Consider the following 20,538-nt stretch of genomic DNA (forward strand, 5'->3'; position numbering starts at 1 on the left):
TACCTCTCGACCGAACCCTCCCTCGGCGCCGGGGTGGGCGGAGGCGTTAGCATGCGGCGCCATGAGTTCCCCCACTGGGCCCGCACCTGGCTCGCCCGATTTTGACGCCGATTCCCCGAGCCCGGGAGCCGCACCCGGCCTGCCCGTTCGCATGCCGCGCGCGCGGCAGTCCGGCCGCCACCGCAAGCCGGAACCGCTCGCCGCACCGGAGGGCGCACCCGCCCTGGTGCTGGCCGTGCCCGGCGCTCCCACCCCCGCCTCGCGCAGCCTGGCGGAGGAGGTCTCCAGCATCGCCCGCTCCGAACTGCCCGGCCTCGACGCCCGGATCGGCTATGTCGACGGCGGTGACAACGAATTCCCGTCGCTTGAGGCCGTACTTGCGCAGGCCGGCGCCGAGCAGAAGGCCCGGGTGGGCAACGACGCGGCCGGCGACCCGTCCGGTCCCCCCGCGGTGGTCGTGCCGTTGCTGGCGGGCCCGGACAGCGCGCTGCTGCGGCGGATACGCCAGGCGATGATGAACAGCGGTTCCGGTGCCGAGCTGACCGATGTCCTCGGCCCGCACCCGCTGCTCGCCGAGGCGCTGCACGTCCGGCTGTCCGAGGCGGGTCTGGCGCGCGCCGACCGTGCCCGGCTGTTCTCGGTCGGCGCTCCGGCCGACGGCATCATCCTCGCCACTGTGGGCGGCGAGGAGGCGGTGCAGGCCGCCGGCATCACGGGCATGCTGCTCTCCGCGCGGCTGGCCGTGCCGGTGCTGGCCGCCGGGCTGGACGAGGAGGGCGCGATCTCGCGTACCGCCGAGCAGCTGCGCGGCTCCGGTTCGCAGCAGCTGGCGCTGGCCCCGTACTTGATCGGCCCGGAGATCGCCGACGGCCTGCTGGGGGCGGCCGCGGCGGAAGCGGGCTGCGCGTCGGCCGAGGCGCTGGGCGCTTACAGCACCGTGGGCCGGCTGGTGCTGTCGAACTACGCCGCGGCGATGGGCATCAACCTCCAGCCGCTGGGCCAGGGCGCCCCGGTCCGCTAGGGACCCGACGCCCGGTCCGATGCCTGCGGCGGTCCACTTCGGTGCGCCGACGTCGGTGTCGTTTCACCTCCGAAGGGCCGTTCCGCGCACCCGCGCGGGGCGGTCCTTTGCGCGTGCGGGCCGGACGGCGCGCCTTAGTCGCCCCTCTGAGCAGCACAGACGCCCGCCACAGGGCGCCGGCGCCGCCGGGTGCGGTGCGGGAGGCCCGGCTTGGCATATGCCCGTCAGGCGGCCTTCCAGGGCTTCGCCGTGCACCCGGCGCCGTCTCGCAGGCACGGTGTCCGCGGGACGGCCGGGTCACCGGGACCGGTGGTGTGCGGCGGCAGTGCCCGCGGCGGTCAGGCGAACACCACGCAGGAGGCCGCCGGCGCCTCGACGGAACCGGCCCGCGCCGGGACCCCCGTTTCCCTGTCGAGGGTGAACCACGTGACGTCCCCGGAGCGCTCGTTGGCGGCGTAGAGGTGGAGGCCGTCGGGGTGGAGCGCCAGGTCGCGCGGCCAGTGGCCGCCGCAGGGGACGGTGGTCAGGAGGACCGCGGTGTCGCCGGGCCCGTCGAGGGACAGGACGGAGATGCTGTCGTGGCCGCGGTTGGCGGCCCAGGCGAACCGGCCGTCCGGGGAGACGACCAGTTCGGACGGGTAGGTGCCGGCCGCGGGGACGGTGTCCGGGAGCAGCCGGGTCTCCCCCAGCGGCGTGAGGGTGCCGCGCTCGGCGTCCCAGCGGCAGACCGTCACGGTCGGGTCGAGTTCGCCGACAACGTAGGCGCGGTCACCGCGCGGGTGGAAGGCGATATGGCGCGGCCCGCTGCCCGGCCGGAGCGCCACCTCCTCGCGTACGGTCAGCGTCCCGCTCGCGGCGTCGAGGGCGCAGACGCGGACCGAGTCCGTGCCGAGGTCGACGCTGAGCAGGAGGTCGCCGCCGGGTCCTGGCATGACGGCGTGCGCGTGCGGGCCTTCCTGGCGGTCGGTCCGGGGGCCGCTTCCGCTGTGCGGGAACACGGTGGCGGGGCCGCCGAGCGTGCCGTCGGCCCGTACGGGGAGCGTGCTGACGCTGCCGGAGCTGTAGTTGGCGGTCACCAGGCGGGCCGGGCGGTCCCGGTCGCCGGCGGTCAGCGTGAGGTGGGTGGGGTCGGCGCCGCCGACGGGGACGGGCGGGGCGAGCAGCGCGGGCCCGTCGGGTGTGAGGGCGAAGGCGGCTGCCGCGCCGTCGGGTGTCTCGCTGACGGCGTAGAGGTGCCGGCCGTCCGGGCCCGGCACGAGGTAGGAGGGGTTGGGGACCGCGTCGGTGGAGTGCAGCGGGGTGAGGGCCCCGGTGCCGGGGTCGACGGTGGCGGTGGTGATACCGAGGCCGCCGGCCGTGGTGAACGATCCGATGTAGGCGCGCGGCCCGCTGTCCGTCGTCCCCACTGGTCCGCCCTTCGTTTGCCTGCCCGTCGGGGTGCTCGGGCGACGCTAACAGGCGAGGGCGAGGTGGTTCAGGGGTTGGCCGATACCCGCCGGCGGGGCGGCGCCGGACTGGGCAGCGGGCGAGGATGCCACCGCCGGCCGCGGTCCCGGGGCCCCTTCAGGCCCCGATCAGGGGCGTACGCGTCGCACTGCGCAGGGGCACGGCCAGTTCGGCGAGCGCCTTCTCCAGACCGTGCAGGTGGGCCAGTGCCGGCTCCGCGGTGGAGCCCAGCGGCAGGACGACCTCATGGGTCGCGGGGCCGTGCGCCGTGTCCGGTGTGGTGACCGCCTCGACGGCCGCCTCCACACGCCAGCAGGCGGCGGCGAGGCGGTCGTCGTGCGAGGCCTCCGGGTCCGCGGCGATGGAGGCGAGACCCCGCACCTCGCGGGCGCAGTCGTCGAGCAGCGCGAGCACCTGGCCGGCGCGTTCCTTGCGGGCCCGGAGCGGACTCAGGGGATGGACCAGCGGGGCGAGCGAGAGCCGCACCCTGCCGAGGAGGTGTTCCAGCTCGGCGATGCGTGGCGCCGGGTCCGCCGTTTCGGAGCCCGCGAGCCGCGCGGCGGCCTCGGCGGTGCAGGCGTGCACACACCGCAGGGCGCGCTGGATCCAGGCGTTGGTGGTGGCGTGCGTGGTCACGGGCAGTACCAGGAGCACGGCGAGCGCGGCGCCGAGCGCCCCGACTCCGGTCTCCGCGACCCGCAGGGCGAGCAGCGCCGGATCGAGCACCCCCAGGAGGCCGTAGAGCACTCCCGCCATCAGCGTGACGGCGAGCATCATCCAGGTGTAGGAGACGGCGGCCGTATAGAAGATCCCGAAGATGCTGGCGGCGACCACGGCCGCGGAGGGGAGGGGCGCCGCGTGCAGCGGCACGGCGACGACGAGGCCGAGGGCGATGCCGATGACGGTGCCGAGCACCCGGCGGAACCCGCGGACCAGGGTCTCCCCGCTCGACGCGGTGTTCACGAACACCCACCAGGTGGCGCCCACGGCCCAGTACCACCGCTCGCCGGACAGCGCCTGTCCCAGGGAGAGCGCCAGGGCGCCACCGGCAACGGCCTGGAAGGCCTGCCGGGTGGTCGTACGGGCAAGACCGGCGCCACCGGGCGGAGCGGGCACGACGGCGGGCGGCAGGCGCCGCTCGTAGCACCACACCCCGAACCGCACGGCCGACGAGGCGCACAGCGACAGCGCGACGGCGGCGTACAGCTCGGGCAGTTGACCCGGCACCGTGTGCAGGAACTGCGCCGCGAAGAAGGTCATGAACGCGAAGACGCCGAGCGAGTGGCCCCGCGACCCCCAGCGCCGTGCGTACACACCGGCCCCCATCACGGCGAGAAAGGCGACGTCCCGGGCCACGGGAAAGTCGTGCAGTCCCGCGGCGAGGGCGAGCACGGGGAAGCCGGCGACGGGCAGCAGAGCGGTGGTGAGTGCCTGCCCCCGCACGGTCGCGTCGGTGACGGTGAAGAGAGCGAGCAGCGCGGCGAGCCCACCCGTGATCGCCGCCACCAGCGAGTGCCCGGCGAGACCGCACACCGCCACCGCCAGCGCGATGCCGAGGACAGCCCGCGAGGCAAAGCGCAACCGCACCCGTCCCGGGTCCGGCGCCACGAACACCCTCTTCAGCACGGCTTTCCCGCCCCTTTCCCGTCCTGCCGGACAGACCCGCATGAAAAAGGCGCCGCGGGGATCCGCAGCGCCATCGACAGCCCCATCAGAGCATCACGTGGCCCACTGGCTCAACAGGCCATGGATCCACTGAACCAATGGTCCATCTCAGGGGCGCCGCACCCGGCCGGAGGAGGGCCAACGGACCAATCCGGCCCGAAAGATCCGTTTCTTGGCCAATGGCCCAGCGAATATCGGGACAGGTGGGCCGTTGGTACAGTCGAAGTACCGCCCGCCGACCTGAGGAGGCCGTTCGGCCATGGCCGTGGACGCGCTCGACGCCAAGATTCTCGGGCTCCTGCTGGAGCAGCCGCGCACCAGCGTGCGGGAGTACGCCCGGATCCTGGGCGTCGCCCGGGGCACCGTTCAGGCGCGGCTCGACCGGCTGGAGCGGGACGGGGTGATCACGGCGTACAGCCCGCGGCTCTCCCCCGCCGCGCTCGGTCATCCCGTGCTGGCCTTTGTGCACATCGAGGTGACGCAGGGCCATCTGGAAGAGGTCGCGGACGCGCTGGCGCGGGTGCCGCAGATCATCGAGACGTTCTCGACGACCGGGGGCGGGGACCTGCTGGCCCGGGTGGTGGCGCGGGACGCCGAGCATCTGGAGGACGTGGTGCAGCAACTGATCAGCCTGCCGGGTGTGGTGCGTACGCGGACCGAGATCGCGCTGCGCGAGCGGGTGCCGCACCGGATGCTGCCGCTGGTGGAGGCGGTGGGCGGCGCCGCGGAACCGCGGTGATCCGGCGCCCGGCGGGACTTGGCATGCTGGAGGCATGAGCACCTCGGCCACCCCCCTGGACGCCTCCGCGCTGCCCGCCCCGCGCACTCCGGTGATCTTCGATCTCGACGGCACACTGGTGGACAGCGAGCCGAACTACTACGAGGCGGGGCGCCGGCTGCTGGCCGGATACGGCGTGCCGGACTTCAGCTGGGAGCAGCACACCCGCTTCATCGGTATCGGCACCCGCGAGACCCTGGAGCACCTGAGCCAGGAGTTCGGTATCGCCGCCCCCATCGAGGAGTTGCTGGCCGGGAAGAACCGCCACTATCTGGAACTGGCCCGCACCCACACCGAGGTCTTCCCCGAGATGCGGGTGCTGGTGGAGCGGCTGTACGCGGCCGGGCATCCGATGGCGGTGGCGTCCGGTTCGTCGCGGGCCGCGATCGAGGCGGTGCTGACCGGTACGGGCCTCGACGCGCTGCTGACCACGACCGTCTCCGCCGAGGAGGTGGCGCACGGCAAGCCGGAGCCGGATGTGTTCCTGGAGGCGGCGCGCCGGCTGGGCGTGGCGCCCGCCGACTGTGTGGTGCTGGAGGACGCGGCGCCCGGTGCGCAGGCGGCACACCGGGCGGGGATGCGGTGCATCGCGATCCCGTATGTGGCGGAGACCGCCGACGACCCGGCGTTCACGGCTGCCGGGCTGTTGTTCAAGGGCGGTCAGGGCGAGTTCACGGCGGCGGCCGCATACGACTGGCTCGGGCGGCCAGTTCGGTCTTCCTGATCTTGCCGGTGGCGGTCATGGGGAGCGTGTCGACGAGTTCGACGAGCGGCAGTTTGTAGCTCGCCATGCTGCCGCTCGCCCAGTCGCGCAGCCCGTCGGCGGTGAGTTGGCTGCCGGGGGCGGTGCGTACGTACGCATAGGGGAGCTGGCCGCGCCGGGTGTCGTCGACGGCGACGACGGCCGCGGCCAGGACGTCCGGGTGGTGGCCGAGCAGCGTCTCGACCTCGGTGGGGAAGACGCTCATCCCGCTGACCTTGATCATGTCCTTGTCGCGGCCGTGGTAGTGCAACGCGCCGTCGGCGTCCAGGCTGCCGATGTCCCCGGTGTGCAGCCAGCGGTCCTCCGGCGCTCCGCCCTCCTCGCCCGGGGCATGCCTCAGGGCCCGTTCGGTGGCCTGTTGCGCGTTCCAGTAGCGGGTCATGACCGACGGGCCGCGGACGATGATCTCGCCGCGGTCGCCGAGCGGCAGCGGTTCGCCGGTGCCGAAGTCGGCGATCAGGATGTCCGTGCCCGGCACCGGCAGTCCGCAGAAGACCGGGGTGGTCGTCAGGTCGTGGTCGTCGTCCTGGAAGCCGAGGGTGCTGGTGTCGCTGGTGTGGGTCTCGGTCATGCCGTACGACGCTTCGCGCAGTGTGCTGTGCGCGCCGACCGCCGTGTGCCAGCGCGCGCGGATCCCGGGCGTGAGCTTGCGGATGAACGAGACGGTGAGCGGGGCCGTGAGGGCGGACAGATCGCGGCGGGGCAGGTCGGGGTGGTCGAGGAGTTCGAGGTAGTTCTCGACGGTGCCGGCCATGGTGCTGACGTGTGGAACAACTGGTGCGCGGGGCACGGCATATCGAGGTGCAGACCGTGGGCGACGCGACGGGCGCGGTGACCCACCTGTGGGACCGCGACTGCAGTGCGCAGCGCCGCCACCAGAAGCTCATCGAGATCGCGCCGGCTCCCCTGCTCCCGGACGCGGTGCGCGACGCGCTCCTGGACTGCGCGCTGCGGATGGCCCGAGCGGCGGGCTGCACCGGGCTGGTCACCTTCGAATTCCTGCTGACCGGAACGGAGTACCGCTTCCTGGAGGCAAACCCCCGGTTGCAGGTGGAGCACACCGTCACCGAGGAGGTGACGGGCGTGGACCTGGTGGATGTCCAGCTGCGGCTGGCGGCGGGCGCGCGCCTGGCCGACCTGGGCCTGGCCGGGCCGCCGCCCCGGCCGTCCGGATTCGCGGTGCAGGCCCGGGTGAACGCCGAGGTCCAGGGCCCGGACGGTGCGATACGGCCGGCCACCGGCACACTGACCCGCTTCGAGGTGCCGACCGGGCCCGGGGTGCGGGTGGACACGGCGGCGCACGCCGGTCTGGAGATCGGCGCCCGCTACGACCCGCTGCTCGCGAAGGTCGTGGCACGCGCCCCCGGACCGGACGTCGGCGCCGCCTGTGCGCGGGCGCACCGGGCGCTGGGCGAGTTCGCCGTCGAGGGGGTGCGGACGGGCATCGGGCTGCTGCGCGCGGCGCTGGCGCATCCGGCGTTCACCGCGGGCGGTATCCCGACCACGTGGGTCGAGGACCACCGTGCCGAACTCGGCGCATCCGACGCGGACTTGGCGGGCGACGACCTCGGCGCCGCCGCGGTGCCCGCCGAGGGCGGGGTGCCGGCGCCGATGAGCGGCACGGTCGTCAGCGTCGACGTGGCCGCGGGGGCGGCGGTCCGGGCCGGGCAGCAGCTGCTCGTCCTGGAGGCCATGAAAATGGAGCATGTGGTGTGCGCCCCGGAGGGCGGGGCCGTGCTGGGGGTGGCGGCCACGGTCGGTACGACCGTGACCGAGGGGCAGATGCTGGTGCTGCTGGACCCGGACGGGGACGGCGCGCGGGAGCGGGAGGCGGCGCAGGCCGCGGATCCGGACGCGATCCGCCCGGACCTCGCGGAGGCGCTTCGGCGGCGGGACATCGGGCTGGACCCGCAGCGCCCGGACGCGGTGGCCGCGCGGCATGCGCGGGGACGCCGTACGGCCCGGGAGAACATCGACGACCTCTGCGACCCGGGCAGCTTCACCGAGTTCGGGGCGCTGGCGGTGGCGGCGCAGCGGCAGCGGCGCCCGATGGCGGAACTGATCACGGCGACGCCGGCCGACGGCATGGTGACCGGCACCGGCACGGTCGACGGCGCGCCCTGCGTGGCGATGTCGTACGACTACACGGTGCTGGCGGGGACGCAGGGGCATCAAAACCATCGCAAGACCGACCGGATGCTGACGCTGGCGGAGGAGCGCCGGCTGCCGGTGGTGCTGTTCGCGGAGGGCGGCGGTGGGCGGCCGGGCGACACCGACACCGTTTCGGTGGCCGGTCTCGACACCATGACGTTCCGTCATATGGGCCGCCTGAGCGGGCGGGTGCCGTTGGTCGGGATCGCGTCCGGGCGGTGCTTCGCCGGCAACGCCGCGCTGCTCGGCTGCTGCGATCTGGTCATCGCCACCCCGGAGGCATCGATCGGGATGGGCGGGCCGGCGATGATCGAGGGCGGCGGGCTGGGGACGTACCGGCCCGAGGAGGTGGGCCCGCTCTCCGTTCAGGTTCCGAACGGTGTGGTGGACATCGCGGTCCCGGACGAGGCAGCGGCGGTGCGCGTCGCCCGGCGCTATCTCTCCTATTTCCACGGCGCGAGCGCGCACGAAGAAGCACCGGATCAGCGGCTGTTGCGGCAGGCGGTGCCGGAGAACCGCCGACGCGCCTACCGAGTGCGGACGGTGATCGAGGGGTTGGCGGACACCGATTCCGTCCTGGAGCTGCGGGCCGGATTCGGCGCGGGCATCGTGACGGCGCTGGTCCGGATCGAGGGGCGGCCGATGGGGCTGCTCGCGAACAATCCGGAGCATCTGGGCGGCGCCATCGACCGGGACGCGGCGGACAAGGCCGCCCGCTTCCTCCAGCTCTGCGAGGCGTTCGGGCTGCCGGTGCTCTCACTCTGCGACACCCCCGGGTTCATGGTGGGCCCGGACGCCGAACGGACCGCGACCGTACGGCACTTCTCCCGGCTGTTCGTCACCGGCGCCCATCTGACCGTGCCGCTGGTGTCGGTGATCCTGCGCAAGGCGTACGGCCTCGGCGCGATGGCGATGATGGGCGGTTCCACCCGCGCGCCGCTGGCGACCGCGGCCTGGCCGAGCGGCGAACTCGGCGGGATGGGACTGGAGGGCGCGGTGCGGCTGGGCTATCGCAAGGAGCTGGCGGCGGTGGCGGATCCGGCGGAGCGGCAGCGGGCGTTCGAGGCGCGGGTCGCCGAACTCTACGAACACGGCAAGGCGGTGAACGCGGCGGCCGCCCTGGAGATCGACGCCGTCATCGACCCGGCGGGGACGCGGAGCTGGATCACCTCGGCGCTGGCGGGCCGCCCCGCGCGGCCGTTCGCGGAGGCATCGGGCGAGCGGCGGCCGTTCCTCGACGCCTGGTGAGCAGGGCCCGGCGGCGATCCGGCCGGTGCCCGTGGCCCCGTGACGAGATGGCTCGGGCCGGTTCCCGGCGGGATCACGCGACGGGCCCGGAGCCTTGGGATCGCTCCGGGCCGTCCGGGTCAGTTCAGGTCGAGCGATTTGCAGGAAGCGGCGAGCTTCTTCGTGCAGAGCAGGTCGGTGCGGACGACACCGTCGCGGATCACGGTGTCCTCCAGATTGTTCTTGGTGACGATTTTGGCGTTGAACAACCTGGAGGGGATTTTGGACTTGCTCTTGCTGTCGGCGGTGGTCGGGGTGAGCGACTTGATGCTCTTGCCCCGCAGAAGGCGGAAGGCGATCTCGGCGGCGGTCTCGGCCTCCGGCCGGACCTCCTTGTAGATGGTGTACGCCTGAGTTCCGGCCACCAGGCGCTGAAGGGCCGGGAGTTCGGCGTCCTGACCACCGAGCGGCGCGTTCTTCACACCGGCCGACTCAAGTGCTTCGGCGATACCGCCCGCCATTCCGTCATTGGCCGAGTAGACGGCGTCGAAGCCGTCGGCACCACGGGCGTTGATGACATCGGTCATCGTCTTCTTCGCGTCCGTCGCCGACCATCCGGGGACGTCCTTCTCGAAGACGATCTTACGAACCTTGTCGTCGAGGACGTCATGGGCGCCCTTCTTGAAGGACGGGGCATTCGGGTCGGTCGGTGAGCCGTTCATCATGACGACATCGGAAGTGGCCGCCCGGGAACCGAGGGCGGCCACGATGGCCTGGCCCTGGAGGCGGCCGATCTTCTCGTTGTCGTAGGAGACATAGGCCTCGACATCGCCCTCGACGAGGCGGTCGTAGGAGACGACCTTGACGCCCTTCTTGGCCGCGGCGTCCACCCAGCTCTTGGCCGCCCGGGAATCGACCGGGTCAAGGATGATCACCTTGACGCCCTTTTTCACCAGCGCCTCGAATTGGCTTTTCTGGGTGGCGGCGTCCGACTCGGCGTTCCGGTAGTCCAATGTGCACTCGAGGCAGAGCGAGGAGACTCTTCGAGAAATGATGCGGTGATCGAATTTCTCATAGCGGGCTGCCTTGTTCTCCGGGAGGAGCAGCCCGATGTTCTTCTCACCGACACCTGCGTCCTTGTGCTCATCCCCGCACGCCGCCAGGGGCACGGCCAGCGAAAGTGCCATCGCACTCGTGACCACGCAACGCAGTGTTGCCTTCATTTCAGGTACCTCCCAAGGGGCCGCCGCTGACCGATCCGGCCCGGAACGGCTGAATTGAACGTCACTGCCGCTCAGCCGTCAAGAAACGAAGCAATAACGATACGAAAGTGAGTTGTGCGCGAGTCATGCATTGAGACGTCGAACGACACTACCGGCATTGACGGGACGGCCACGCCGGATTCGGAGCCGTATCAGGACATCCCGCGCATTGGGGGGGAATTCGGGGTACCGGGACAAGGGGCGACCGGCCGTCGTACCGGACGTGCGGCCCATGGGATGCTGAGGCGTCCGCGGATCATCGCAGCGATCAGGAGAGTTCGGCAGCGTGAGGGCAGTGACACGGCGGGTCAGGACCGGCACGTGGGATCGCTTCGCGGCGTCCGACCCCGGACTGCTGCGACTGATGGCCGGACTGCGGACGGTGGCGGCGATCGCGCTCACCCTCGTCGCGCTCACCGTGCTGCACACAGCCATCACCTACATGGTCGCGGGCGCCATGGCGGCGGTGGTCTCCACCTTCGCGATCAAGGAGAAGCAGGTACGCGGCCAGGCCGTGACCCTCGCACTGGGCCTGCCCGTCGCACTCGCCGCGGTGTCCCTGGGCGCGCTGTTGCATTCCCGGATCATCGCGGGTGACGCCTTCTTCGTCGCCCTGATCTTCGGCGCCGTCTACAGCCGCCGGTTCGGCGACCGCGGCACCGCGCTGGGCCTGATCGGGTTCCAGATCTACTTCGTCTCCCTGTTCGTGGGCGCCGCCGTATCCGCGCTGCCCACGCTGTATCTGACCCTGGCCATCGCCTTCGCGTGCAGTGCGGTCGTACGGTTCGCGGTCGTGCCGGAGACGCCCCACCGCATCCTGCACCGGCTGCGCAACGCCTTCCGTGCGCGGGTCGCCCAGCTCGTGGACAGCCAGATCGAGCTGCTGGACGCCGGCCCCGAACAGCTCGACAAGGTGCTTGACGAGCTGCGGCGGCACACCGCCCGGCTGCACGAAGCGGCGCTGATGATTCAGAGCCGCCTGGAGGAGGGCTCCCCCGACGCGGCCACCGCGGCACTGCTGCAACGACGCGTCGCGGACGCCGAGATCGCCACCGAGCGACTGGGCATGCTGCTGCTGAACGCCCGCAGCGCCGAGCGCGCCGACACCCTCACCCTTCATCTGCCGCACGCCCCCGTCCCCGCCACCGGGACCCTGATCTCGGCCGAGGACACCACGACCGTCACCCTGCGCCGGGACCTCAAGGCGCTGCACCTGATGGTGGCCCGGCCTTCCGAGGACCGGGGCACGGCGGTCGCCCACGTACGCAACCGGCTGCTCGGCTACCGCGACGAGGACAAACTGCCGCGCGCCTCGACCGCCGTCCAGGATGTCTTCCGTGGGATCGGTGAGGCGGCCCGCGCCGTGATGGGACTGCGGCTCGCGCTGGACGGGCCGCAGGACGAATCCAACGACTCACCCGCGACGACGCGTTCGCGCGAGGAGTTCGACGCCGAGGACGTCGCGCTCGCCGGAGCCGACGAACCCGAGGAGGACGCCGAACCCGCCGGGCTGAAACGCCCCACCACCCGGGCCGCGTTCCAGGTCTCGGTCGGCTCGGTCCTGGCCATCATCGGCGGCGAGTTCCTCTCCACCCAGCGCTGGTACTGGGCGGTGCTGACCTGCTGGGTGGTCTTCCTCAACACCGCGTCCACCGGCGAGATCCTGGTCAAGGGCTACCGCCGGCTGCTGGGCACGATCGTCGGGGTGGTCGCCGGTGTCGCGCTGGCCGGGGTGGTCGGCAACCACACCTGGCTCGCGTTCTCCCTCGTCCTGCTCTTCATCTTCGCGATGTTCTTCACCGCTCCGCTGTCGTACGCCCTGATGTCCTTCTTCGTCACGGCGATGCTGGGACTGCTCTACACGCTGCTGAACACCTACAGCCTGTCCGTGCTGGTGCTGCGGATCGAGGAGACCGCGCTCGGCGCCGTCTGCGGCATCATCGCGGCGGTGCTGGTGCTGCCGGTGCACACCGACCGCCGCACCGACGAACTGCTGGCCACGGTCCTGGACCGGCTGCGCGACGTCGTGTCGGCGGCGGTGGAGCAGCTCAGCGGCGGGCCCGCGTCCGATCTGCTGGGCAGGGCCCGGGACCTGGACACCGCGCTGGACGAGCTGCGGGCCTCCACACAGCCGTTGACGCATCCGATCACCCCGCTGCGCGGACGCCGGCAGACCGCCCGCTATCTGGTGGCGCTGCTGGAGACCTGCGCGTACCACGCGCGTTCCCTGGCCGCCACGGCCGAACTCGTGCCGCACAGCAGGACCGTCGCGGCGGACCCTCGCCTGGACCGGGCCGCCCGGCGTATCGCCCACAACATCGAGGTGATCGCGGCACACGTCCAGGACGAGGGGAAGGGCGCACAGGTCGAGTCCGGCGCCAGCATCGCCTCGATGCTGAAGGACGACGGTTCCGGTGCGCTGCCCTCCGGCACGGTGGCCTTCCGCGTCCTGCGCCATCTGCAACGCCTGGACGAGGGCGTGGCGGGACTCGCCCGCCCCTTGGACGTACCGGTCAGCGATGGCCGTGCCGTGTCACCGCCGGTGTGACCGACGGTGTTCCTTCCTGCCGTCCGCGTCGAGGGCGCAGGTGGTGCTGCGTACCGTGGGCCCCACCTGGCCCGGGAGCGGGGGCGGGGAGCAGGGGCGTGCCACCGTGGAGCGATGCCGGATGGCAGGTCTCCCACTGTGGCCGCCAGCGATGCACACGGCGGGGCGCGGTCGACGCTCCGGCACCGGGCCGCGCGGACCCGGGCTACGACCGGCGGCGCGGTTTGCCGCGTTTGCCACCCTTGGCGCCGCCCTTGGCGCCGCCCTTGGCGCCGCCCTTGGGGCCGCCCGTACCGCTGCGCGGGCTCTTGCTCTTGCCGGCAGCCCGCCCGGCCGCCGGCTTCCGCGCCGCGCCGCCGCTGTCGGTGCGCTTGCGCTTCGGCTGCTCCGGCGCCGCTTGGCGCCCCCGTGAGCTGTTGACCGTCCGCCCACGGACGATCCCGATGAAGTCCTCCACCTGGTCGGTGGTCCGCTCCTCCGGCCATGACAGCGCGACGCGCGATTCAGGGGCGTCCGACACCGGCCGGTAGGTGAGGTCCTTGCGGTGGTGCAGGCGGGCGAGCGACTGCGGGACGACGAGCAGGCCCACACCTGCCGCCACCAGCTCGATCGCGTCCGCCGTCGTGGCGGGGCGCTCCTTCGCGGGCTGTCCGGGCCGGTGCTCCCAGTCGAGGGTGTCGTCGAGGGGATGCAGCACGATGTCGTCGGCCAGATCCTCGCCGGACACCTCGTCGACCGCGGCCACGACATGGTCCTTGGGGACCACGACCACTGTCGTCTCGGTGTAGAGGGGGATCGCGCTGAGGTCCGTCCGGTCCACCGGCAGGCGTACGAAGCCCGCGTCGGCGCCGCCGCCCCGCAGCACGGCGAAGGCCTCGCCGGCGGACACCGCGATGAGGGTCAGTGGGGTTTCGGGCAGTCGCTCGTTCCAGATCCGCACCCACTTGGTGGGCGTCACTCCCGGGACATACGCCAGCCGGAACGAAGGGGAATCTTCCGAGCCTGTCACCCCGCCAGGTTACCGGTCGTGGTCGGAGGTAGCGCACACGATCGATACCCTTGTCACCATGACGTCGCACCAGACCACCCAGACCATGAAGCCCGCCACCGCGGCGAAGAAACTGGGTGTGTACCTCGAGGCCACCCCCGCCGAGTTCCAGGAGGGTGTCGTCTCGCGCACCGAATTGAACGCACTGCAGACCGATCCGCCCGAGTGGCTGGTGGAACTGCGGCGCACCGGCCCGCACCCCCGGCCCGTGGTCGCGGCGAAGCTGGGCGTCTCCATCTCCGGTCTCGCACGTGGCGGGGTCACCGAGGCCCTCACCACCGAGCAGATCGACGCGCTGAAGCAGGAGCAGCCCGAGTGGCTGCAGAAGGAGCGCGCCACCCAGGCCGAGGTCCGGAAGGAAACGGCCCGCATCAAGGAGAAGAACGCGGAGCGCGCCGACGAGCCCCGCGGACCGCAGGCCTGACTCAGCGCCCCCGGGACCCGTCCGGGACCCTTCGGGGGCCACGGCGGCGTTCCGGGTGAAGGCCTCGCCGAGGGGCTTGGGTGAGCAGCCGAAGAGGTGAGCAGCCGACGTTCCGCCTGGCGTGGCCGGGCCCCGGAGGGTCCGCAGCGGAGGCCGGCGGCGCCTCGACCAGCTGGTCCCAGCGTCGCGGATCCACCAGGACAACGGTTCGCGGACCGGCGGGCGGATCACCACCCGGTCTCCGGGCCAACGCGGCGGCGCCGGGTCTCGACGAAGCCGATGCCGGTCCCGGGGACGGCGACGGCGACGGCGACGGCGACGGCGACTGTGTGCACATGATCGACATCGGTCCGCCGGTCCGCAGCGCCCGGCGCACCCGCTGACCGCGTCCGCGAGCTCGCGGGTCGGCGCATCCGGCAGCGCCTCCACCGACGCCCTCCGCCGCGCTTTCGGCCACTCCCGGGACGTACGGCGTGCGCCGCTGACGGCGCACGCCCGTCCTGCCATGTGCTCCGGTGCTGGGCCCGCGGGCAGGGGCGGGCGCCGAACTGCCGAGCCGAACGCCTTCCCGGCCGGCAGGGCAAGGATCACGACAGCGGGCGGCGGGGGGCCCGTCGCCTGCCGCTCCGCATGTCGGCGGCCAGGTTCCCTCACCGCTGCCGCGGCTCCGGTACGGGGAGTCCTCGGGCCTGGTCGTTCTCCGTGGAGGAGGGTGGCGGTGGCGCCGTGTAGAGGGCGACGGCAGCCGGCGTGGCGGCGATGATCGCCGCCACGGAACCGGACGGCGTACGGCCTGTCGGGCCCGGCGGATACCGGTCGGGGAAGCGTGTCATGAGCAGGTGGGCAGCCGACGGCGCGGGCATGCGGTGGCGGCGCGGGCGAGCAGCGCGCGGATCTGGTCCACCGCCTGCCCGCAGTGCTGCACAGGTGAGGTGAAGGGCAGCCTGGTGTCCTGCCGGCTGCGGAGGTGTTCCAGCCGAAGGACGAGGCCGTAGCGGTCCAGGCGCACCGGGCGGATCCGGGTGACACCGAGCAGCAGCCGGGGCGGCAGCAGGGGTGCCAGGCGCGTCGCGGTGTCCGCGCGGGCGGCGTCGAGGTGGGTGAGCAGTTCGGCCTCGAAGGTGGCGAGCGGATCCGGTTCGGCCAGGGCGAGTTCGTCGAGGCCGACGTCGGTGACCTCACCGGCTTCGGTGAGCGCCGCGCGGGTGAGGGTGAAGCGGAGCCTGCCCTGCGTGGCGGTCGCGGTCAGGTATCCCCCGAGCGTCAGGCGGGCGCGGATCCGGTCGCGGACGACCGTGGGCACGACATCGGTGAACTCCAGGACGGCGGCGAGGTCGCCCCGGGGTGCGTCGGCGATTTCGGTGTGCAGGTGACGGTCGGGGAGGTCGGTGAGCGTCAACTGCCCAGCGGGGCCGACCGCATGCAGACCGATCAGTGTGTGGCGTTGCTCCTTGGTGATGACCGTGAGCGACCCGGCCGCGGCGAGTATCGAGCGCGCTCGCTCGGCGGTGGTGGGTTCCGTACGGTGACTGCCCTTCACTTCCACACCTCCAGGTTAGGTAAGGCTTACCTTACCTTCATGAGGCAGGTGAGGCCAGCTCCGCACACCGGACGCGGCGAGACGGAAGGTCCGCGCACCTCTGATGGTCCGTCATCTCGCGTGGCGGGCCCGGGGGACGACGACCGGCGAGGAGTTCCCGGGGGCCCGCAGGATGTAGGCGTCCACTGCGTAGAGCTCCTTGACGAGGACCTCGTCGACCGTGTCGCGGCGTGCGCCCCGGGCGATGATGCGCCCGGCCTTCCTCGCGATGACGGTGTCGGCGTAGCGCGCGGCGGCTGCCAGGTCGTGCTGCACCATGACGACGGTGCGGCCGGTGGCGGCGACCTCGCGGACCAGTTCGAGGACGTCGACGACATGGCCGAGGTCGAGGGCGCTGGTGGGTTCGTCGAGCAGCACGACCGGGGTGCGCTGGGCGAGGACCATCGCGAGCCAGCAGCGCCGGCGCCGGCGCCCGGAGAGCCGGTCGAGGCGTTCGTCCGCGAGCGGTGCGGTGCCGGTCGCCTCCAGCGCCTCGCGTGCGGCGCGCTCGTCCTCGCGTGACCACTGGCGCAGCAAGGCCCTGGTGGGGATGGCGGCCGTAGCGGACGAGGCCGGCGACCGTGACGGCCTCGGTGGCGCGCGGGGACCGGGGCGGCAGCGCGATCCGGCGGGCGGCCTGCCGCCGGCTGAGGCTCCAGATGTCGGCGCCGTCGGCACGGACCGTCCCGGATTCCGGGCGCTGCAGGCGGGCGATGGTCCGCAACAGGGGGACTTCCCGCAGCCGTTGGGGCCGACGATCGCCACGATGCGCCCCTGGGGCACGGTGCATTCGGCTTCCTCGACGACGGTACGGCCGGGATATCGGGCCGTCAGCGCGCGCACGTCGGGCCCGGGAGTCGCTGTCATGCCGGTCATGCCTCCCCGCGCATGGTGCGCACCCGGGCCCGGGAAGTGGAGGAAACCCAGGGCGACTTGCGCGCGCTTCTGGCCAATCCGCCGGACCTGGGGGGCTCCCGCTCACCGTGGTCTCGGCCGGCCGCCCCTCCGTCGGCATGCCGCGCCGGGTACGCGCGCAGGCCACCGCCGCGCACCTGCACCGGGCCCCGCAGTCCTCGCACGGCCGGCACGTCGTGGTCCCCGAGGCGGATCACATGCTGCCGGTGACCGGCGCGTCCGCACTGGCGGAGGAGATCGTCCGGCTGCTGGACGCGGAGCCGGACGGGCCGGACGGGCCGGACGGACCGCTCATCCCCTCCGCCCCGGACGACGAGGAGGGGCGCGCGGAAGGCGACGCCTGAGGGCCGTCCCCGGCGGGCGGCAGGGCGTCCGGCAGCTCCCGGCATCCGGTGGTTGCCGCTGGTCAGCGGCGGGCCGCAGACTGTGGCACCGTCCCCGGATACGGGGCGGTGCCGTCGCTGGACAGGAAGGTGCAGCCCGTGACTCCGCCGATCACCGAGATCGAGACCCATGGCGTCGAACGCATACCGGACGAGGAGCGGTCGGCCCGGCCCGTCGATCTCTTCCGGCTGGCCTTCGGTGGCGCCAACACCTTCGCGACCTGCGTACTCGGCGCCTTCCCCGTCCTGTTGGGACTGTCCTTCCTGCAAGGTCTCGCAGCGACCGTCCTCGGCCTGGTCGCCGGCGCGCTGCTGCTGGCCCCCATGGCACTGTTCGGCCCGGCGAACGGCACGAACAACGCGGTCTCGTCCTCGGCGCATCTGGGGGTGCACGGCCGGATCGTCGGCTCGTTCCTCTCCCTGCTCACCGCCATCGCGTTCTTCTCGCTCTCGGTGTGGTCCTCGGGTGACGCGCTCGTCGGCGGCGCCCACCGGCTCGTCGGCGTCCCCGAGTCGGAGATGTCGTACGGCGCCGCCTACGCCGTATTCGCGGTCCTCGTCCTCATCGTCTGCGTCTACGGATTCCGTTTCATGCTGCTGGTCAACAAGGTTGCCGTGACGGCGGCATCGGCGCTGTTCGTGCTGGGCGGCATCGCCTTCGGGGGCGACTTCGACCCCGGTTACGCCGGGACCTTCGCCTCGACCGCCGACCCGCTGTTCTGGCCGTCGTTCATCGGCGCCGCGCTGATCGTGCTCTCCAACCCGGTCTCCTTCGGCGCCTTCCTGGGTGACTGGTCCCGCTACATCCCGGCCGCCACCTCCCGCCGCCGGGTGCTGGGCGCCGCGTTCCTCGCCCAGCTCGCCACCCTGCTGCCATTCGTCTTCGGCCTGGCCACCGCCTCGGTCATCGCCACGAAGGCCGCGCGGTACGTCGACCCGGCCGCCCCCAACTACGTCGGCGGGCTGCTGGCCATATCGCCCGGCTGGTACTTCCTGCCGCTGTGCCTGATCGCCCTGATCGGCGGCCTGTCCACCGGCACCACCGCGCTCTACGGGACAGGCCTGGACTTCTCCAGCGTCTTTCCGCGCTTCAGCCGGGTCCGGGCGACCTTCCTCATCGGGGCCCTGTCGATCGTGTTCCTCTTCCTCGGCCGTTTCGCCCTGAACCTCACTCAGTCCATTTCCACCTTCGCCACGTTGATCGTCACCTGCACCGCGCCCTGGATGATCGTGATGATGCTCGGCTATGTCACCCGGCGTGGCTGGTACGACGCGGAGGCGCTGCAGGTCTTCAACCGCCGCCTGCGCGGGGGCCGTTACTGGTTCACCCACGGCTGGAACTGGCGCGGGATGTCCGCCTGGCTGATGTCTGCCGTCGTGGCCCTGCTCTTCGTGAATCTGCCCGGCCAGTTCGTCGGCCCGCTCGGCGGCCTCGCGAACGGCGCCGATATCTCCCTGCCGGTCGGCCTCGCCCTCGCGGCGGTGAGCTACCTCGGCCTGCTGACCGTCTTTCCCGAACCGCGCGCGGTGTACGGCCCGGACGGCCCCCGCCTCGTCAGGGCCTCCGCCGCACCGACCCCACCCATCGTCGACAGCCCCGCCGGCTCCGAGGAGACTCCCGCCACCGCCCCTGAGCCCTCCTGAGCGGCGCGGCCCCGCAGACGGCCGAGCCCTCGCCGCCAGCCGGGCCCCTCGACACAGTTCGCCGCATCAATCGGCTGACGTCACGTCACCACAGAGCCGCATAGCCCCACTTGATGCCACTTGACGCCACTGGGCCCCAGTTGGCCCCACTCACCCACACAGCACGGATCCGCCGGCCCGGACACCATCTTCCGGGCCGGCGGATCCGTGTCCGCGGCGTGCGTACGAGAGGCTTCGGGCCAGGTGAGCCCGTCAGCCGGCGCGGTCCGCCTAGGCGCCGCTCGCCTTGATCATGTCCTCACGCTCGACGATCTTCACGCGCTCGCGGCCCTCCGGCTCGCCCAGCGCCTTCTCCGCGGCGTCCAGCCGATACCAGCCGTCCCACGTGGTGAAGCGGACCTGTCGCTCCCCGAGGAAAGCCTCGACGGCCTCCGGGGCGGGCGCACCGGGAGTGTGCAGGCGGCCGTTCGCGTGGTCGTCCAGCAGGCTGGCGACGGTCTCGTTGGCGTCGCCCTTGGTGTGGCCGATCAGCCCCACGGGGCCGCGCCGGATCCAGCCGGTGACGTACGTCGACTGCAGGTGCTCGCCGGTCTCCTCGACCACCCGGCCGCCCTGGTCCGGCACGGTGCCCGACGCGACGTCCCAGGGAAGCTTGGGCAGTTCGTCGGACAGGTACCCGACGGCGCGGTAGACCGCGGCGACATCCCAGTCCTTGAAGACGCCGGTCCCCTTGACGTTGCCGGTGCCGTCGAGGGCGGTGCGCTCGGTGCGCAGCCCGACGACCTCGCCGTCCTCTCCGAGAATCTCGGTCGGCGACTCGAAGAAGTGCAGGAACAGCTTGTGCGGCCGATTGCCGACGTCGCGGATGGCCCAGTTCTCCAGCGTCTTGGCGACCATGTCGGCCTGCTTGTTGCCACGCCGGGTGGCGATCGAGCCGTCGTCGTAGTCGATGTCCTCGGGGTCGACGATGACCTCGATGTTCGGGGAGTGATCCAGCTCCCGCAGCTCCATCGGGCTGAACTTCGCCTGCGCCGGCCCGCGGCGGCCGAAGACGTGGACCTCCAAGGCCTTGTTGGCCTTGAGGCCGCTGTGGACGTTCGGCGGGATCTCGGTCGGCAGCAGCTCGTCCCCGGTCTTGGCCAGGACCCGCGCCACGTCGAGCGCGACGTTGCCGACGCCGAGAACGGCGACCTTCTCCGCCGTGAGCGGCCAGGTACGCGGCACGTCCGGGTGCCCGTCGTACCAGGAGACGAAGTCCGCCGCACCGTACGAACCATCGAGATCGATGCCCGGTATGTCCAGCGCCCGGTCGGCCGTGGCCCCCGTGGAGAAGATCACCGCGTCGTAGAAAGTGCGCAGGTCATCGAGGTCGACATCCTTCGGGTAGTCGACGTTGCCGAAGAAGCGGACCTGCGGCTTGTCGAGCACCTGGTGCAGCGCGGTGACGATGCCCTTGATGCGTGGGTGATCGGGGGCGACGCCGTACCGGATCAGACCGAAGGGCGCAGGCATCCGCTCGAAGAGATCGATGGACACGCCGGGCTCGACGGCCACTGCGGACTTCAGCAGCGCGTCAGCCGCATAGATCCCAGCGGGGCCGGCTCCGACAATGGCTACCCGCAGAGGGCGAGGCATGATCTGGTTCCCTTCAAGCGATGGCATGGTGCTCAGAGGGAAGCCTAAA

The 20,538-nt window shown here is 72.2% G+C and carries 17 protein-coding genes and 1 pseudogene; 9 read left to right on the forward strand and 9 right to left on the reverse strand.

Translation table 11 applies throughout. The annotated features are described in order from the left end of the window. Positions 1 to 61 precede the first annotated feature (61 nt). Entirely contained in the window at positions 62 to 1,021 is a 960-nt protein-coding gene (locus tag ACIRQ7_RS10800; RefSeq protein ID WP_404261609.1) for a sirohydrochlorin chelatase, read from the forward strand. A 338-nt stretch (positions 1,022 to 1,359) separates the two neighbouring features. On the opposite strand, the gene ACIRQ7_RS10805 is transcribed toward ACIRQ7_RS10800, so the two are convergent. Then, positions 1,360 to 2,427, reverse strand: coding sequence for a lactonase family protein (locus ACIRQ7_RS10805; RefSeq protein WP_404261611.1), 1,068 nt, complete (start codon positions 2,425 to 2,427; stop codon positions 1,360 to 1,362). A gap of 157 nt (positions 2,428 to 2,584) precedes the next feature. Further along, positions 2,585 to 4,093, reverse strand: a complete 1,509-nt coding sequence (locus tag ACIRQ7_RS10810; RefSeq protein WP_404261612.1) for an FUSC family protein — start codon at positions 4,091 to 4,093, stop codon at positions 2,585 to 2,587. Between the two features lie 298 nt (positions 4,094 to 4,391). Here ACIRQ7_RS10810 and ACIRQ7_RS10815 point away from each other — a divergent pair, with 298 nt between their 5' ends. Then, the gene (locus ACIRQ7_RS10815) at positions 4,392 to 4,871 is read left to right on the forward strand and encodes an Lrp/AsnC family transcriptional regulator (RefSeq protein ID WP_401466174.1); all 480 of its coding nucleotides are present in this window, start codon (positions 4,392 to 4,394) and stop codon (positions 4,869 to 4,871) included. Positions 4,872 to 4,905: 34 nt separating this feature from the next. After that, positions 4,906 to 5,634, forward strand: a complete 729-nt coding sequence (locus ACIRQ7_RS10820; protein WP_404261614.1) for an HAD family hydrolase — start codon at positions 4,906 to 4,908, stop codon at positions 5,632 to 5,634. Here ACIRQ7_RS10820 and ACIRQ7_RS10825 read toward each other — a convergent pair. Further along, a complete protein-coding gene (locus ACIRQ7_RS10825) occupies positions 5,582 to 6,427 on the reverse strand; it encodes an AMP-binding protein (protein ID WP_404261615.1) in 846 nt (281 codons plus the stop codon). The two genes, ACIRQ7_RS10820 and ACIRQ7_RS10825, sit on opposite strands and share 53 nt — an antisense overlap. An 11-nt stretch (positions 6,428 to 6,438) precedes the next feature. Here ACIRQ7_RS10825 and ACIRQ7_RS10830 point away from each other — a divergent pair, with 11 nt between their 5' ends. Continuing rightward, positions 6,439 to 9,072, forward strand: a complete 2,634-nt coding sequence (locus tag ACIRQ7_RS10830) for a carboxyl transferase domain-containing protein (protein ID WP_404261616.1) — start codon at positions 6,439 to 6,441, stop codon at positions 9,070 to 9,072. A 119-nt stretch (positions 9,073 to 9,191) separates the two neighbouring features. Here the strand turns inward: ACIRQ7_RS10830 and ACIRQ7_RS10835 are convergent, their stop codons facing one another. Further along, positions 9,192 to 10,274, reverse strand: a complete 1,083-nt coding sequence (locus ACIRQ7_RS10835; RefSeq protein WP_404261618.1) for a sugar ABC transporter substrate-binding protein — start codon at positions 10,272 to 10,274, stop codon at positions 9,192 to 9,194. A 403-nt stretch (positions 10,275 to 10,677) separates the two neighbouring features. Between ACIRQ7_RS10835 and ACIRQ7_RS10840 the strand changes: the two genes are divergently transcribed. After that, positions 10,678 to 12,861, forward strand: a complete 2,184-nt coding sequence (locus ACIRQ7_RS10840; RefSeq protein ID WP_404262292.1) for an FUSC family protein — start codon at positions 10,678 to 10,680, stop codon at positions 12,859 to 12,861. 205 nt (positions 12,862 to 13,066) lie between these two features. Here the strand turns inward: ACIRQ7_RS10840 and ACIRQ7_RS10845 are convergent, their stop codons facing one another. Continuing rightward, positions 13,067 to 13,870 carry a LysR substrate-binding domain-containing protein gene (locus ACIRQ7_RS10845; RefSeq protein ID WP_404261619.1) on the reverse strand — a complete coding sequence of 268 codons (804 nt, stop codon included), beginning with the start codon at positions 13,868 to 13,870 and terminating at the stop codon, positions 13,067 to 13,069. A 58-nt stretch (positions 13,871 to 13,928) separates the two neighbouring features. On the opposite strand from ACIRQ7_RS10845, the gene ACIRQ7_RS10850 reads away from it, so the two are divergent. Together ACIRQ7_RS10850 and ACIRQ7_RS10855 are read left to right on the forward strand one after the other, a co-directional pair. Beyond that, complete coding sequence (locus tag ACIRQ7_RS10850) at positions 13,929 to 14,333, forward strand: DUF5997 family protein (protein WP_404261621.1); 405 nt, start codon at positions 13,929 to 13,931, stop codon at positions 14,331 to 14,333. An 80-nt stretch (positions 14,334 to 14,413) separates the two neighbouring features. Next, complete coding sequence (locus tag ACIRQ7_RS10855; protein ID WP_404261623.1) at positions 14,414 to 14,716, forward strand: hypothetical protein; 303 nt, start codon at positions 14,414 to 14,416, stop codon at positions 14,714 to 14,716. 267 nt (positions 14,717 to 14,983) lie between these two features. Here the strand turns inward: ACIRQ7_RS10855 and ACIRQ7_RS10860 are convergent, their stop codons facing one another. The 3 genes and pseudogenes from ACIRQ7_RS10860 to ACIRQ7_RS10870 form a co-directional block, all read right to left on the reverse strand. Then, entirely contained in the window at positions 14,984 to 15,166 is a 183-nt protein-coding gene (locus tag ACIRQ7_RS10860) for a hypothetical protein (RefSeq protein ID WP_404261625.1), read from the reverse strand. Continuing rightward, complete coding sequence (locus tag ACIRQ7_RS10865) at positions 15,163 to 15,873, reverse strand: DUF2470 domain-containing protein (RefSeq protein ID WP_404261627.1); 711 nt, start codon at positions 15,871 to 15,873, stop codon at positions 15,163 to 15,165. The genes ACIRQ7_RS10860 and ACIRQ7_RS10865 overlap by 4 nt, the downstream gene beginning before the upstream one ends. 111 nt (positions 15,874 to 15,984) lie before the next feature. Beyond that, positions 15,985 to 16,788: pseudogene (locus tag ACIRQ7_RS10870) on the reverse strand (ABC transporter ATP-binding protein). A gap of 107 nt (positions 16,789 to 16,895) precedes the next feature. Between ACIRQ7_RS10870 and ACIRQ7_RS10875 the strand changes: the two are divergent. Together ACIRQ7_RS10875 and ACIRQ7_RS10880 are read left to right on the forward strand one after the other, a co-directional pair. Then, positions 16,896 to 17,171 carry a hypothetical protein gene (locus ACIRQ7_RS10875; RefSeq protein ID WP_404261629.1) on the forward strand — a complete coding sequence of 92 codons (276 nt, stop codon included), beginning with the start codon at positions 16,896 to 16,898 and terminating at the stop codon, positions 17,169 to 17,171. 138 nt (positions 17,172 to 17,309) lie between these two features. Further along, positions 17,310 to 18,854, forward strand: coding sequence for a purine-cytosine permease family protein (locus tag ACIRQ7_RS10880; protein ID WP_404261630.1), 1,545 nt, complete (start codon positions 17,310 to 17,312; stop codon positions 18,852 to 18,854). A 270-nt stretch (positions 18,855 to 19,124) separates the two neighbouring features. On the opposite strand, the gene ACIRQ7_RS10885 is transcribed toward ACIRQ7_RS10880, so the two are convergent. After that, the gene (locus tag ACIRQ7_RS10885; protein ID WP_401466207.1) at positions 19,125 to 20,489 is read right to left on the reverse strand and encodes an FAD-dependent oxidoreductase; all 1,365 of its coding nucleotides are present in this window, start codon (positions 20,487 to 20,489) and stop codon (positions 19,125 to 19,127) included. Between the last annotated feature and the right edge of the window lie 49 nt (positions 20,490 to 20,538).

The organism is Streptomyces sp. NPDC101393, from assembly GCF_044767385.1.
Classification (GTDB): Bacteria; Actinomycetota; Actinomycetes; order Streptomycetales; family Streptomycetaceae; genus Streptomyces.